We start from the raw sequence: 14,246 nt of genomic DNA, 5'->3' as shown, positions 1-14,246 counted from the left end.
CCCACCCGCCGGCGAGCGTCCGATCAGCCGGGCAGGCCTCGGCGACCGTCCCGCCCACAGTTCGGGGCGAAGAGGCCGCGTGCCACAGCCGTGCCGGAAACGACGGTCAGCCGCGGTCGACCACGGTGTCTGGCGGGCGTATCCAGGCCGGCTGGCTCAGCCATGAAAGCCGCAGGTCACAGTCAAGGCTCCTCTCGCCTCTGGACGCCGGGGACGGGCATCACGCGAACGAAGCCGCCGGCGACGGCCGGCGACCTGGCGACCCGACGACCCGGCGGCCCACGGCAGCGACTCGGGGATCCCGGAGGCCGACACGATGGCCGGCCTGTCCTTCCGTCAGGTGGTGACAGTGAAGCCGTGCTTCTTGGCGAGCTTGGTGAGGGAGTCCTTGCCGGGGATGCCGTCGGCGGGCTCGCCGGGCTTGCGGCCGCGGTACCCGCAGCGTTCCTGCCAGCCGCTCATGGCGTCCTTGGTGGCCGTGCCGTAGTGGCCGTCCAGGTAGGTCTTGGCGAGCAGGCCCTCGTTGACGAGAGCGGCTTCCACGGTCTTCACCCCGGCATAGGTGACCGGCGTCCCCTTGGCCTGCGGGTCGTGCTTCGCCGCGGCGATCAGCTTGGACAGCGACACCTTCGGCTTGGCCGGGGCGGGCAGCTTGGTGGTGGGCGGCTTGCTGTCGAGCCGCTTCGCGACGCGGTCGAGGATCTGCTCCCAGTCCAGGCCGGGCCCGCGCGGGTCGACCTTGCCGGGCTGCCAGTCCAGGTGCCGCAGCGCCGACCGGGCGCCCCACCCGTGCTGCCGGCAGATCGCGGCTATCACGCGGACCATGGCCTCGATCTGCTCGGTCGGCCACGGGTCCTTGTTGTCACCGAGGTTCTCGCACTCGAAGCCGTAGAAGGCCCGGTTGCCGTCGACGGTGGCCTCGTCGTCGACGGGCGGCCGCCGCTCTGCCATCACCGCGGACAAGACGTCCGGGTCTCCCAACCCCGCGTGGTTGGCGCGGCCCCAGCCGACCACATGCACGCGCCCGTCCTTGGCGATCATGCCGTGACAGAGCGGGCCGGGCAGTCCGGCGTACCCGTCGCGCACGATCTTCACCGTGTTCGCGGTGCCCTTGGTGACGGTGTGGTGGATCATCACGCCGTGCACGGGCCCCCAGGCGCCCTTGCTGTTGCGGTTGTGGTTCTTCCAGTCGCCGACCTCGACGACGCTCACGCCCTCGGCCTTCAGAGCGTTGAGGAACTGGGCAGCGGTGAGTGGCGTGGCCACGGGCACCTCCAGGGTGAGAAGGGATCGGTCAGTTGGCGGCTTCGTGGACGGCGGTGATCCAGATCCGGTTGCCGGCGGCGAAGACCTGAGGAACCGTCCCTTGCACGGCGGCCGTCGCTGCCGGATTGCCAACGTAGGCGCTCACGACCGTGTTTGACCCCGAAATGCCGGCGGCGCCCGTGCTGTACCCGGCGTTCGATTTGCCGATGAACAGGGTGCCGACCATGTCCTGCCCGGCTGCCGCTGCCGCCACCACTGCCGCTTCCATGGCCACTGCCGCTGCCGCTTCCATGGCCCGGCAACGGAAGCGTTGACCGTGTGCGCGTCGTCCCCGGCCCGGGGGCGCGTCGTGCGGGCAGCGCACGGTTTCCGGCAGTGCGGGCGTCGGCCTTCAGAGCGGCGGTCCGTACCGCCGTCGAGCTTCGCGTCCTTGCTCGGCGTCACGAGCCGCAGCGGAACGTCGCCGTCCGGGCGAAGGAGGTACCAAGGCGGCATCAAGCGCGCGTAAAGATTGCCGAGGGCTGGCAATGTATTGCCACCCGATCGCATGGCAATATGCAGGCCGGGGGGCTCGTCGAGTGAAAGCGGGGCCCGAATGAACTGGTTTGTGGGTCTCGGTATCGCGGGACTGGTCCTGCTGGTGCTCTCGCTGATCTTCGACGGGATCCTGGAAGGCCTGTTCGGCGGGGTGCTGGACGGGTTGTTCGACGGGCTGCTGTCGCTGCCGGTCATCGCCGGATTCGTGTCCATGCTCGGCTTCGGCGGAGCGATCGCGCTCGGCACCACCGGTCTGGGGGTCACGGGGGCAACGGCGATCGGCGTGGTGGCGGGCGTCGCCGCGGGCTGGTTGACGTGGAAACTCAGCCGTGTCCTGATGCGTGAGCAGGGCGCGGCCGCTCCACAGGGCGGCGATCTCGTCGGCAGCTCCGGTTCCGTGGTGACCGCTATTCCCGCCGAGGGGTACGGCGAGGTGCTGGTGCATCTCGCCGGGCAGCCGCTGAAGCTGGCCGCGAAGTGTTCGGTGCCCGTGGCGCGGGGTGCCGAGGTCTGGGTGGAATCGCTCCTGTCCGCGACCTCGGTCGCGGTCCGGCCGGTCGAGGACTGACCGCCGGAGCGACGCTCCACACCACGAGGCCCAAACGCCCGCCCCTTCCTCTTCCTTCCGCGTCCGTTCCTGATCCGTTCCAATTCGCCGTCCCCCGGGGAGGGCTGAGGGGATTGCACACATGAGCCCTGTTCTGATTGCCGTGATAGGAGTCGTCGTACTCCTGGTCCTGCTGGCCCTCACGGTCGTCACCCGCTACAAGGTCGCGGGTCCCAGCGAGGCGTTCATCGTCACCGGACGGCGCGGCAAGAAGTCCACCGACCCCGAGACCGGCCGTGTCTCCATCGACAACAGCGGCCAGAAGGTCGTGGTCGGTGGCGGTGTCTTCGTCGTGCCCTTCGTCCAGCAGAAGTTCACCCTCGACCTGTCCAGCCGGCACATTCCGGTGGCCGTCCGGGGCGCGGTCACGCTGCGCGGGGTGAAGGCCAACCTGGAGGGCGTCGCCATCGTCAAGGTCGGCGGCACCGAGGACTCGATCCGCGCCGCGGCCCAGCGCTTCCTCCAGCAGCAGGACGGCATCGTCGGGTTCACCCAGGAGGTGCTGTCCGGCGCGCTGCGCTCCATCGTCGGACGGATGTCCGTCGAGGACATCATCCGGGACCGGGCCGCCTTCGCCGGACAGGTCGCGGAGGAGGCCGAGGCCAGCCTGTCCGGGCAGGGGCTGGTGCTGGACGCCTTCCAGATCCAGGACATCACCACCGAGGGCTCCTACCTGGAGGACCTCGGCCGGCCTGAGGCGGCCCGCGCCAAGCAGGAGGCCGACATCGCCGAGGCCGTCGCCCGGCGCGCTTCCGAACAGGCCCGCCTCAAGGCCGAGGAAGAGATCGCGATCGCCCAGCGCACCTACGCCCTGAAGCAGGCCGAGATCAAGGCCGAGACGGACGAGGCCGCCGCCCGCGCCAACGCCGCCGGCCCGCTCGCCGAGGCCGCCCGCCGGCAGGAGGTCCTGCAGGAGCAGGAGAAGGTCGCCGCCCGGCAGGCCGCGCTGACCGACCGCGAACTGGACACCCAGGTCCGCAAGCCCGCCGACGCCGACCGTTACCGGGCCGAGCAGGAGGCGGAGGCTCACCGCATCGCCCTGGTCAAGGAGGCCGAAGCGGCCGCCGAGCGGGCCCGGCTCACCGGTGAGGGCGAGAAGGCCCACCGTGCGGCCCTCGCCGACGCCGTTCGTATCGAGGGTGACGCCGAAGCGGCCGCGATCGCCGCCAAGGGCGCGGCGGAGGCCGACGCCATGCACAAGAAGGCCGACGCCTTCGAACGGTACGGCGACGCGGCGGTGCTCCAGATGCTGGTCGAGGTGCTGCCGCAGGTCGTCGGCAAGGCGGCAGAGCCGCTGTCGGCCGTGGACAAGCTGACCGTCATCTCCACGGACGGCGCGGGCCAACTCCCGCGCGCGGTCGCCGACAACGTCGCCCAGGGCATGGAACTCCTCAGCTCCACCACTGGCGTCGACCTCGCCCAGCTTCTCCAGGGCCTCGCCGGACGCGGCACGACGAAGACCCCGGCGCAGGTCGAGTCATCGGCTCCGGCATCGGCCGAACCGTCCCAGGGCAAGATCGACATCACCGAGTAGAACACCGAGCGGGGGGACACCGCCGACCACGGAGCCCGGACGCCCGAGTGGCGCCCGGGCTCCGCTGTCCTCCGCGGGAGGTCCGACGGGACGTCCACGCCTCACTCCGACACGCCTCACTCCGGTCGCTGACGGCCGCCGCCCGTGAGGTGCTCAGGACGCCCGCAGGAACGCCGATCGCGCTGCCTTGCCGAGGTACGTGAAGCGCGTGTCGCCCGCGAGGTGCTTGTCGAGCGCTTCCTCGATGCCCGGCCACTTCGGGTCGCGGTGGTCGTCGAGGACGACGATCCCCATGGCGGCGGGTCGAGCAGCGGTATCGCGCCGAGCTTGCCGCAGATGTTCATGGTGCCGCCCGCGATCCGGCCGACGCCCGGCGACTCCAGCGCGACCAGCAGCCGGTAGGCCGCCGCGACGCTGCGCTCGGCCGCCGGTGCCGGTACGGCCCCGTGGGTCGGGGACCGTACCGGTTCGGCCTGGGAGTGGGTCAGTTGGTGAAGGTGAAGTACTTCCAGGCGCCGTGGGTCGTGGAGTTGACGGTGTCGCCGGAGGAGCCGTTGATGTAGGACGAGCGCATGCGGGCCCGGATGCCGGACGTGCCCGGTGCCCCCAGGCTCACGGACGACTTGCCCTTGGCGGACAGGGCGAAGTACTCGTAGCCCGAGTCGTACCAGGTGCCCTGGTAGTACACCTGGAGCTGGAAGCGCTGTTTGCGGCCGGGGTAGTAGTTCATGGTCGTGGTGAACACCGGGTCGGTCTTCTTGCGGAAGTAGTAGTACGTCGTGGAGCCGATCTTGCCCGTCTTGTAGTGCCGGGAGACGGCGGTGGAGACCTTCACCCGGGCGTACGCGGTCGACTTCACGGTCTTGGCGGCGTAGCGGGCGTCGCCGCCGAAGACGGCGGTGACGGTGGTGTCACGGGTCATGCCGACGGTCGCCGACAGGTTGCCCTTGGAGTTGACCTTGGCCGTCTTCAGCAGCTTCTTCGGCTTGTCGGGGCCGAAGGGGTCCGCGTAGATCGAGACGGTGCGGTTCTTGTACGTCGTACCGAGGTGCGCGGTGAAGGTGACCTTCTTGCCGTACGAGTACAGCTTGCCGTTGTTGTTCAGGGTCAGCGCGGTCGCCTTGCGCGAGACGTCCACCGTGCCGGAGCCGGAGGCGGGGGTGTGCGTGGCGTCGCCCGCGTAGGAGACCTTGTAGGTGACCTTGCCGCCGGCGGGCGGGGTGTCCGTGAAGGAGTAGCTGCCGTCCGCCGTGGTCTTGACGGCGGCCAGTGCCTTGCCGTTCGGCGACTCGACGTCGGTGCGCGTCACCTTCAGGGCGGTGCCCGCGGTGGGCAGCGTCTTCGAGGTCAGTTTGCCCTTGACGGTGAGCTTCTTGGCGCGTTCCGACTTGGCGGGGGCCGACACCTTGAGGGTGGGCAGTTCCTTGGTGGGGTCGGTCAGGGCACGCAGGGTGTGGGTGCCGTAGGAGTTCACGGAGACGGCGAAGACGCGGCTCGAGTCGGGTGCCCAGGCGAGCGCTCCGTTCACGAGCGTGTCGGCGCCGCTGGTGTTGCCGGTGTTGGGGAAGTCGTACTCCCGCACCGGCACCCGGTCACCGGGCCGGTGGATGTGGACGTCGGGGTCGTACCAGGAGAAGCTGCCGCCCGCGATGGTGCCGTCGGGCGCAACGCGCACGGCGTTCGGGTACGCGTTGATGGGGTAGCCGGTCAGCTCGGTGAGGTCGGTGGTCGAGTAGGCGCCGAGGCTGTAGCCGTACGGCGAGGCGCCCCACGAGGTGAGCACCTGGCTGCCGTCGGGTGTCAGGTCCAGTTGCTCCACGCCGGTGCTCATGACGCCCTTGGCGCGCAGGGTGGCGCCGTCGGCCGAGACGTCGTACACGGCGAGCATGCCGCTGTTGCCCGCCACCAGGACGCCCGGGACGGCCGGGTCGGCGGCCAGGGAGGTCGCGGCGCCTGTGTAGAAGTCGGCGTCGCCCCGCTGGGCGAGGTGGACGACGGGTTCATCACCGGAGACGTCGAGCGAGCCGAAGTCGCTGCCGTGGGAGAACCAGATCCGGCCGTCCACGACCTCCAGATCGCCGGGAGCCGCGCCGACCGGGTAACTCGCGGTCCGGGTGTACGTCCCCGTCTCCACCGAGACGATCCGGTTGCCGTTCCTCACGGCGGCGTACACCTGGCCGGAGTCGGCGGACAGCGCGAGGCCGGTCACGCCGGAGAGCCCGGTGAGCGTCGCCTTCACGGTGCCCGTGTAGTCGGTGACGACGATCTTGCCGGCGGTCGGGTCGGAGACGTAGACCCGCTGGTGGGTGCCGTCCACGACCATGTCGCCGACCGACGTCACTGGAAGGACCTTCGCCGAGTCGGCCGCCGCCGGACCCGCCACGCCCGTGGTCAGGGCCACGGAACTGAGGACGACCGCGAGTGCCGTCGCGGTCGAGATGCTACGCCTGCGCACAGTGATGGAACCCCCACGGAAGAAGCCCGGTGCTCACCGGGCGGAAACGGACGGGCCGCGTGTCCCCCCTCGCACCGACGACGGATGCGTGGACGCTGCCGAAGGTGCAGCGTATGGCATGCCAGTGACAATTGAAGACTGGAATTTCACGACTCGATGCGACCGGCCGGGTGGGCGCAGGTCGGCGGTCCGACGGCGTCGCCTTCCTCCTCCCGATGTGGGCGGGAGGCGGTGGGCCGGCTGTTGTCAGACTGCGCTCGTCCATGCGTCCGGGCAGGGTGCCAGCACCGCGGAGACGACCGCGCCGGACGAGGTCACGACGTCGGCCACGAAGCGCAGGCGCCCGATGCCGAGGTGTCGCAGCGCCGGGCCGTGGTCGGCGGCGACGACGAGGGAGGCGGCGAGCAGAAGAAGTTGCCACAGGGCCATCACCGGGCGGCGCGTTGCGCGGGGCAGCTCCGCCAGGGAGGCGTGCAGTCGCTCGCAGTGGAAGGGGACGTGGCGTTGCTCGTCGGACAGGATCCGCCCTGCCACATCCGAAGTGAGTGCGTCGTCGGTGCCGTCGCGCAGGGCCCGGTAATAGCGGAGTGCCACGACTTCCGCGATCATCAGCACCAGCAGTTCCATGCGCAGGCCCATGAGACGTCGCAGCCGTACGAAGACCGCGTCGCTCCAGTGGCCGGACAGGGTTGGTACGCCGCCCGCAGCGAGCAGCCGGGCGAGTAGCCGGGCGTGGTTCTGCTCCTCGGCGACGAAGAGCCGGACCGCCTGTGCGTAGTCGGGGTCGCCGGCCTCATCGGCTTTGCCGACGAGGTTGGCGCCGTCGCCGTCCTCGCCGACCTGGAAGCGCTGAATGCCGGCCCACACCGCCGGGTGCAGCGTCGCGCTCTGTCCCCAGTCCGGGTCGCCCTGGGCGCGCCTGCGCTCGCGCTCGTCCTCGAACCGCCTTGTCCATGTGGCGAAGCCGCCCGTATGCACTCGGTCTCCCCTCCCCGGGGCACGGCCACCGTGCCCTGGAGAGGGACGACGCCGGCGGACGCCGAACCGTTCCACCGCTGCCGGGAGCCGCGGACCACGGAGGCCTGGCGCATGCCCTGCTGGTACCAGGCGATCCGGGTGGGCGAGACGGCGGCCTGAGGGTCCACGGTTCGTCGGGGCCGACGGCGTGGGTGGTCACGGGCGTGAGGGCGCCGGTGGCCAGGTCGAGGACACCGAGCGCGTAGGTGTGGAGGAACCTCACGACGGCCGGCCGCCCGTCCGCCGGGCCTCGTCAGTCCAGTGGTTCACTCAGCTCGATGGAGCGCAGGGCTGCCGCCAGAGCCCGTTCGTCTCCGACGTCGAGAGCCGTGTCGGTCAGTTTGATGACGTGTTCGTCACCGTGCTCCAGCGCCAGTTCGACAACCTCTTCGGGAGTCGGGGTGCCCGGTGGGGTGTATGCGGTCGGAGCGTCCGGCGCGTACATCGCGGTCACCGCCGCGGAGGCCGTCCAGGCGGCCCGCAGGCTCGGTGCCCACAGGGACCGCGGGAGCGCGGGCAGGACACGCAGGACGGCGTTGGGTGCCGTGGCCGAGTGGACCAGCATCGTCGCATCGCCATGGCCGTGGGTGGCGTACCGGTGGGTGGCCGCCCGCACCAGTTCCGTGAGGTGGCGGTGCGCCGCGTCGGGGTCCGTGACCGTGGCCGCCCAGGCCGGCAGGCCCCTGACACGCGCGAGCCGGGTGGGGAAGCCGCCGTCCCGTTCGGCGACGGGCGTCACCGCGTCGAGGGCGGCGGCCGCGCTGTCGGCGCCGGGCAGCGGGACGAGGGCCGTGACGGCGTGGTGGCGGGCCGCCCAGTAGCCGAGGCCGTGGGCGAGTTCGCTCAGACGCGGCTCGGTGGCCTCGCCGGCGAGGAGCGTGCGGACCGCGTGGCCCACCCGGATCACCGGATGCGTCGCGCCGCCGTACATGCCGGGCAGGAGCCGGGGCCACCACTCGCCGAGCACGTCGCGCCAGGGACGCTCGGCGATCTCGCGCCCGAAGTAGCCGATCCAGTCGGCGGCGCGGCGTGGATCGCCGAGCGCACGCTGCCAGTCGGCGGCCGTGACCGGTTCGACGCCGGACGGGAACTCCTCCAGCCTGGGTGCGTACAGATCGAGCCAGCGGTGCACCGAACGTGCCTGCCCGTGGGCGGCCAGCGCCTCGACGGCCATCGGCGCGTGATTGGAGAGCCACCCCAGCCGCTCCGGCCCCGAGCTGTGCAGTCGTTCAAGTGCCTCGTCGAGAATGCCCGTCGTATCCATGGCAGGGAAGGTAGACGGGACTCCGCGGCGGCGTAACGGGCTGAAGGCTTAGGCCCGGACCTAGGGCCTCTCGTTTGGATCATGCCGGGCTCGCGGGTCCTGGCACCGTTCCCCCAAGCTCTTCGAGCAGGGGGTACCCCCAGCCGCGTTGTCGTCGGTCGGCAGGGCTCCGCCCTGCCGCCCTCCTCCGCCGTGCGATGCACGGCACCAGACCCCGCTCCCTGATCCGGCCTGATCCAAACGAAAGACCCTGGGACCGCCAAGTGACCTTCGCCGACGTCCGCCCAGCTCATTCGGTCGGTCGCTGATCGGGAGACTGCGCACACTGGTGCGGAAGTTGCGCACGGCTGTCGCGTACGGGTGAGCGGAGCAAACGGGTCGGGAACTGGGCTGAGCGGCACCGCGGGTGGCTGTGGGGCGCGGCCTGTGCGCTGGTGGTCGCGGCGCGCGTCGCTGGGTGAGTACGTGGCCGCGTTCGCGAAGGACCAGGTACGGGGCAAGAACTGCACGGGGCTGCGGCTGCCGAAGAGCCCGTGAGGCGCACGCCCCACGAGCACCGACACGCGGGCCGAAGAGGCCGGCCACCCAGCCGCCCGGCCGCCCAGCCCCCCGTCACCCAGCCGCTGCCCGGCCGCTCAGGCACCCATCCCCCCAGCCACCCGGCCGCCCAGTCACCCGACCGCAGGACCGGTCACCCCAGGCGGCGTACCGGCTCGCCCGCCAGGTATGCCCGGATGTCCTCCACGGCGTCGCCGTAGTACGTCGCGTAGTTGGCCTGCGAGACGTAGCCGAGGTGGGGCGTGGCGAGCAGGCGCGGGGCGGTGCGCATCGGGTGGCCGGCGGGGAGGGGTTCGACGTCGAACACATCCACTCCGGCACCGGCGATACGGCCCTCGTGCAGGGCGGCGAGCAGCGCGTCCTGGTCGACGATGGCGGCGCGCGAGGTGTTGATCAGGTACGTGGTGGGCTTGAGGAGGGCGAGTTCGGCGGCGCCGAGCAGGCCGCGGGTGCGGTCGCTCAGCGCGAGGTGGACGGAGACGAAGTCGCTGCTCGACAGCAACTCCTCCTTGGAGGCCGCGAGTTCCACGCCCACCTCGTCGGTGCGTTCCTTGGTCAGATTCTGGCTCCAGGCGCTGACCCGCATCCCGAAGGCGAGGCCCACCTGCGCGACCCGGCTGCCGATCTTGCCGAGGCCGAGCAGGCCCAGGCGGCGGTCCTGGAGGTCGGCACCGACGGTGGACTGCCAGGTGCCGCCCTCGCGCAGCGCGTTGTTCTCGGTCACCAGGTCGCGGGCGAGGCCGAGCAGCAGCGCCCAGGTCAGTTCCACCGGCGGGGTGGAGGAGCTGCCGGTCCCGCACACGGTGACGCCGCACCGCTCGGCGGCGGCGTAGTCGATGACCGAGTTGCGCATGCCGGAGGCGACGAGCAGCTTCAGGCGGGGCAGGCGGTCGAACAGCGCGGCCGGGAAGGGGACGCGTTCGCGCAGGGTGACGACGATGTCGAACTCGGCCAGCGCGCTTGCGAGTTCGCCCTCGTCCGAGATGTGCTCGCGGAACGTGACGATCTCCACTCGGTCCTCGACCGGGCTCCAGTCGGCGGAGGCGAGGGCGGCGTCCTGGAAGTCGTCGAGCACGGCACAGCGCAGCAGCATGTCGGTTGTCTCCGTCCTTGGTTCAGGCTGATCAGTCGGTTCGATCACACCACTGTCCAGCAAACCTGGTGGACCACGGGCGGCGAGGGCTCGTACTGTCGAACGCGGGCAGCCACACGGACGAGCACACCGAGACGATCAGAGGTGCCATGACGGACGCCATGACGGACGCCACCGAAGCCACCGCTCCCGCCACCGGATTCGCGGACATCCCGACGACCACGCTGGCCGACCTCCTCGGCCGGGCGCAGGTCATGGACATCGGCATCCGCCCGCTGTGGTCGCCGGTGCCCCGCGTGGCAGGGCCGGCGTTCACCGTGCGGTGCCCTCCCGGTGACAACCTCATGCTGCACGCGGCCATTCACCGTGCCGCCCCGGGCTCCGTCATCGTCGTCGAGTCGGGCGACCTGGACTACGCCCTGGCAGGCGGCAACGTCTGCGCCGTGGCTCAGCGCCGCGGCGTCACGGCCTTCGTCCTGGACGGCCTGATCCGCGACCTGGGTGAAGTCCGCGAAGCGGGCTTCCCCGTCTTCGCCCGGGGCGTCATCCCGATCCCGGGCGGCAAGAAGGCCGTGGAACCGCTGAACGCGGAGGTGACCTGCGGCGGTGCGAAGGTGAACGCCGATGACGTCGTGGTCGCCGACGAGGACGGCGTCGTGGTGGTCCCGGCCGCCCGCCGCGAGGAGATCCTCGTCGCCGCACGGGCCAGGCTGGCCAAGGAGGCGGACGAGACCCTCGACGCGTGGGAGGAGGCCCACCGCACCCGCGTCAACGGAATCCTGCGCGCCCAGGGTTTCGAGGGCTGACACCGCCCGGACGGGCCACAGCCGTTCGAGGCAGGGGGGACCTCCTTCACCGGGGCCCTGCCCGCCGGATCACCGTTACCTCCACTGGGCGTAGATCCCGCCCTCGGTGTTGTGGACGGTGATCTGGTTCTCGAGGTGGAAGGGGTCCTTGCCCGGTTTCAGGTCGGTGACGGCGTACCAGACGCCCCATCCGGGGTCGCCGGGCAGCTCGATGAGCTTGCCCCGCACCGTCCCGGCCACCGTTTCGACCTCCACGCTGGACGCGGTGCCCTTGCCGCCGTAGTACACGCCGGAGAGGTAGCGGCGGCCGTTCTCGGACTCCTCCTGAAGGGTGACGCCGGAGTCGCTCCGGACGATGTTGCCGTCGACCACGCTCCGGAACTGCGGGTCGGGCGAGGAGGGCGTCGTCCAGTGCTTGCCCTCGGCCGTGAGCCAGAGCTCGAAGCCGGGGACGGCCGTCACATGCTCACCGGAGGCGACGATACGGGGCGTCGGGGCCGGGGCGGCCGGCGAGGCGGGGGGCGTGGGCGAGACGGGGGGCGCGGGCGAGACGGACACGGGCGCCGCCGGGGACGTGACGCCGGGGGCGCCGGATTCCGTGCCGGGCAGCACGACGACGGCCAGCGGCACCAGCAGCAGCCCGCACCCCGCGCCGAGTACGGCCGTCCGCCGCCTGAGCCGGATCCGCCGGCCCTGGCGCTCCACGGCCGCCAGCGGCAGCGGGGAGGGCGTGATGTCGTACGCGACCTCGGTCAGTGCCCGACGCAGCCGTTCGGCCTCGGCGGCGTGTCCCGGGGCTGGATCTGCTTCGGTTCTGGGGTGATTCATCAGTGGGCTCCGGAGACGGGGTGGGAGCGGTCGGAGGCGCCGGAGGCGTCGAAGGCAGGATGGGAGCGCAGGGCCGCGAGGCCGCGCCGCGCATGGGTCTTGACCGTTCCGATCGAGCAGTCGAGCACCTCGGCGATGTCGGTCTCGGCGAGGTCCTCCCAGTAGCGCAGCACCAGCACCGTCCGCTGCCGGGCGGAGAGCGTGGCGAGCGCCTCCATGACCGCGGCGCGGCGCTCGACGGACTCGGCGTGGCCGTTGTCCGGCTGGTGCACCCGCTCAGGCAGGAACGGCATCAGCAGATGCGTGACACGTCTCCTGCGGATCCGGTTGAGGTTGTTGTTGACGAGCGAGCGCCGTACGTAGAAGTCGACGTCCTCGTGCGGGACGCGCCCCCAGCGCGCGTACACCTTGGCCAGGGTGGTCTGCACGAGATCCTCGGCTTCGTGGTAGTCACCGGTGAGCAGGAGGGCGGTCCGCAGCAGACGGGCCCAGGCCGCACCGGCGTAGGCGGCGAAGTCGGTGCTCCCGGAGGAGGCTGCGAATCTCTCGTACTGGGGCACGGATGCGGTTCCTGTGGGTCGGGTACGGGGAGCAGAAAAGCCGAGGCGGGGACCGCGCGGGTCCGGACCGCGCGGTCCCCGCCGGGGGATCAGCGCAGCGTCAACCGGGCGTAGATCTTGCCCTTGGTGTCGTGGACGGTGACCCGGGACACGTAGTCCCAGGAGCCGCTGCCGGGCTTGACGCCGGCGGTGGCGTACCAGACGCCCCATCCGGGCTTGCCGGGCAGCTCGATGAGCTTGCCGTGCACCGTCCCGTCCGCCGTTTCGATCTCGACGCCGGACGCGGTGCCCTTGCCGCCGTAGTACAGGCCGGAGAAGTAGGCGCTGTCGTCCGTGATCTCGGACTGGATCGAGACTCCGGGGGTGTTCCTGTCGATGTTGCCGTCGACCACGCTGCGGAACTGCGGGTCGGGCGAGGAGGGCGTCGTCCAGTGCTTGCCCTCGGCCGTGAGCCAGAGCTCGAAGCCGGGGACGGCCGTCACATGCTCACCGGGGGCGGTGATACGGGGCGTCGGGGCGGTCTTCTTCGCCGTCGGCTGCGTGGCCATGACGGCCCGGGCCTTCGAGGCCGAAGCGGCCTGGGTCTGCGCCGCTCCCGCCTCGGTGACCGTTCCGTGCGATGCCTTCGCGGGTATGGCGTACGACACCGTGGCCATCCCGGCCACGGCGGCGGTGGTGACGGCCGCGCAGGTCAGGTACTTCAGCGTCCGATTCATGAACGAGCAACTCCTTGCAAAACACGGACCCTTGGGGGATCCAGGCCGGCGGGTGGAAGGAGGGCGCCTCTCCACCCGTTCAAACCCCTCCCGGTCCCCTTCCGGATGACACCCCCGCGGAATTTCTTCGCGGGTGGTGTCCTGGGCCGACGCGCGCCCGGGCGCTGTTCCCGCCCCGCTCGGCGCCCGGTGGCGATAATCGGGGCCATGATCTGCTCACGGTGCGCCGTCGCGGCCGAGTACTCGTGTTCCCGCTCCGGGCAGGGACCGTTCACGGGCGGCGGGGGCGCCGGATGAACGTCGGTGAGGTGCGGCGGCGGCTGCTGGGCGACCTGCTGGCGGTGGGGGCGCCGTACGGGCTGGCGCTCGCCGGTGGGGACGCGGTGCGGGCGCACGGACTGGTGGACCGGCCCGGCCGGGACGTCGACGTGGCCACTGAGAGCCCGGTCGGAACGGGGGACATCGTCGCGGCGGTACGAGCCGGCCTGGAGGAACGCGGCTGGCGGGTACGGACGTCGGGCACGGAGCCGCTGGCGGCCCGACTGGTCATCGGTGGCCCGGAGGCCGGGGCCGGGGCCGGGGAGGAGTACTCCGTGCAGGTGCTCAAGGAAGTGCTGTGGCGGCCGCTGGAGGCGGGCGAGTTCGGCCCGGTCCTGTCCGTCGAGGACCTCGTCGGCACCAGGGTGCGCGCACTGGCTGGTCAGGGGCTCGCCCCCGACCTCGTCGACGTCCACGCCGCCGCCGGCCGGTGGAGCCACCCGGAGCTGGAGGAATTCGGTCGCCGCCATGCCGGTGACGTCCTCGATCTGACCGATCTGCAGACCCGGCTCGTCGGCGCCGAATGGATCGACGACCGCGAGTTCGCGGCCTGCGGACTCGACGACCGGGCCGTCGCCGAGCTCCGCCGCTGGGCCCAGGAATGGGCGGACGACATCGGCGAACGGCTCGCGGAGTCCTCGGCGCCACCCGACGACGAGTGACGCCACCTCCTACGACCGACCGCGC

Annotated in this window: 14 protein-coding genes; 4 read left to right on the top strand and 10 right to left on the bottom strand. The window is 71.4% G+C overall.

Annotation, left to right across the window (positions count from 1 at the left end; translation table 11 throughout):
• Positions 1–336: 336 nt before the first annotated feature.
• Both TNCT6_RS17590 and TNCT6_RS39920 read right to left on the bottom strand, forming a co-directional pair.
• The gene (locus TNCT6_RS17590) at positions 337–1,266 is read right to left on the bottom strand and encodes an N-acetylmuramoyl-L-alanine amidase (RefSeq protein WP_141360271.1); all 930 of its coding nucleotides are present in this window, start codon (positions 1,264–1,266) and stop codon (positions 337–339) included.
• Between the two features lie 28 nt (positions 1,267–1,294).
• On the bottom strand, positions 1,295–1,558 hold the full coding sequence (locus TNCT6_RS39920; RefSeq protein ID WP_172632937.1) for a hypothetical protein: 264 nt from the start codon (positions 1,556–1,558) through the stop codon (positions 1,295–1,297).
• Positions 1,559–1,861: 303 nt separating this feature from the next.
• Here TNCT6_RS39920 and TNCT6_RS17580 point away from each other — a divergent pair, with 303 nt between their 5' ends.
• A complete protein-coding gene (locus TNCT6_RS17580) occupies positions 1,862–2,371 on the top strand; it encodes a hypothetical protein (protein ID WP_141360270.1) in 510 nt (169 codons plus the stop codon).
• Between the two features lie 121 nt (positions 2,372–2,492).
• Positions 2,493–3,944, top strand: a complete 1,452-nt coding sequence (locus tag TNCT6_RS17575; RefSeq protein ID WP_141360269.1) for a flotillin family protein — start codon at positions 2,493–2,495, stop codon at positions 3,942–3,944.
• A gap of 153 nt (positions 3,945–4,097) precedes the next feature.
• Here TNCT6_RS17575 and TNCT6_RS40920 read toward each other — a convergent pair whose 3' ends face one another.
• The 5 genes from TNCT6_RS40920 to TNCT6_RS17545 form a co-directional block, all read right to left on the bottom strand.
• Positions 4,098–4,238, bottom strand: a complete 141-nt coding sequence (locus TNCT6_RS40920; RefSeq protein ID WP_253266139.1) for a hypothetical protein — start codon at positions 4,236–4,238, stop codon at positions 4,098–4,100.
• A gap of 190 nt (positions 4,239–4,428) precedes the next feature.
• Positions 4,429–6,399 (bottom strand): Ig-like domain repeat protein, encoded by a 1,971-nt coding sequence (locus TNCT6_RS17565; RefSeq protein WP_141360268.1) that lies wholly within the window; start codon positions 6,397–6,399, stop codon positions 4,429–4,431.
• 246 nt (positions 6,400–6,645) lie between these two features.
• On the bottom strand, positions 6,646–7,377 hold the full coding sequence (locus tag TNCT6_RS17560) for a ferritin-like domain-containing protein (protein ID WP_141360267.1): 732 nt from the start codon (positions 7,375–7,377) through the stop codon (positions 6,646–6,648).
• A 292-nt stretch (positions 7,378–7,669) separates the two neighbouring features.
• A complete protein-coding gene (locus TNCT6_RS17555) occupies positions 7,670–8,680 on the bottom strand; it encodes a questin oxidase family protein (RefSeq protein ID WP_141360266.1) in 1,011 nt (336 codons plus the stop codon).
• A gap of 691 nt (positions 8,681–9,371) precedes the next feature.
• A complete protein-coding gene (locus tag TNCT6_RS17545) occupies positions 9,372–10,331 on the bottom strand; it encodes a D-2-hydroxyacid dehydrogenase family protein (protein ID WP_141360264.1) in 960 nt (319 codons plus the stop codon).
• A gap of 161 nt (positions 10,332–10,492) precedes the next feature.
• Here TNCT6_RS17545 and TNCT6_RS17540 point away from each other — a divergent pair, with 161 nt between their 5' ends.
• Positions 10,493–11,137: an RraA family protein gene (locus TNCT6_RS17540; protein ID WP_141366536.1), complete on the top strand. Its 645-nt coding sequence runs from the start codon at positions 10,493–10,495 to the stop codon at positions 11,135–11,137.
• A gap of 75 nt (positions 11,138–11,212) precedes the next feature.
• Here TNCT6_RS17540 and TNCT6_RS39915 read toward each other — a convergent pair whose 3' ends face one another.
• The 3 genes from TNCT6_RS39915 to TNCT6_RS17525 form a co-directional block, all read right to left on the bottom strand.
• On the bottom strand, positions 11,213–11,965 hold the full coding sequence (locus tag TNCT6_RS39915; protein WP_172632936.1) for a hypothetical protein: 753 nt from the start codon (positions 11,963–11,965) through the stop codon (positions 11,213–11,215).
• On the bottom strand, positions 11,965–12,525 hold the full coding sequence (locus TNCT6_RS17530; protein WP_141360262.1) for a SigE family RNA polymerase sigma factor: 561 nt from the start codon (positions 12,523–12,525) through the stop codon (positions 11,965–11,967). Before TNCT6_RS17530 ends, TNCT6_RS39915 begins: the two co-directional genes overlap by 1 nt.
• An 89-nt stretch (positions 12,526–12,614) precedes the next feature.
• Positions 12,615–13,241: a hypothetical protein gene (locus TNCT6_RS17525; RefSeq protein ID WP_141360261.1), complete on the bottom strand. Its 627-nt coding sequence runs from the start codon at positions 13,239–13,241 to the stop codon at positions 12,615–12,617.
• 293 nt (positions 13,242–13,534) lie between these two features.
• Here TNCT6_RS17525 and TNCT6_RS17520 point away from each other — a divergent pair, with 293 nt between their 5' ends.
• Positions 13,535–14,221 carry a hypothetical protein gene (locus TNCT6_RS17520; protein ID WP_141360260.1) on the top strand — a complete coding sequence of 229 codons (687 nt, stop codon included), beginning with the start codon at positions 13,535–13,537 and terminating at the stop codon, positions 14,219–14,221.
• Positions 14,222–14,246 lie beyond the last annotated feature (25 nt).

The sequence above is a fragment of the Streptomyces sp. 6-11-2 genome (genome assembly GCF_006540305.1).
Taxonomy (GTDB): Bacteria; Actinomycetota; Actinomycetes; order Streptomycetales; family Streptomycetaceae; genus Streptomyces.
This window is presented reverse-complemented; position numbering and strand designations above follow the sequence as displayed.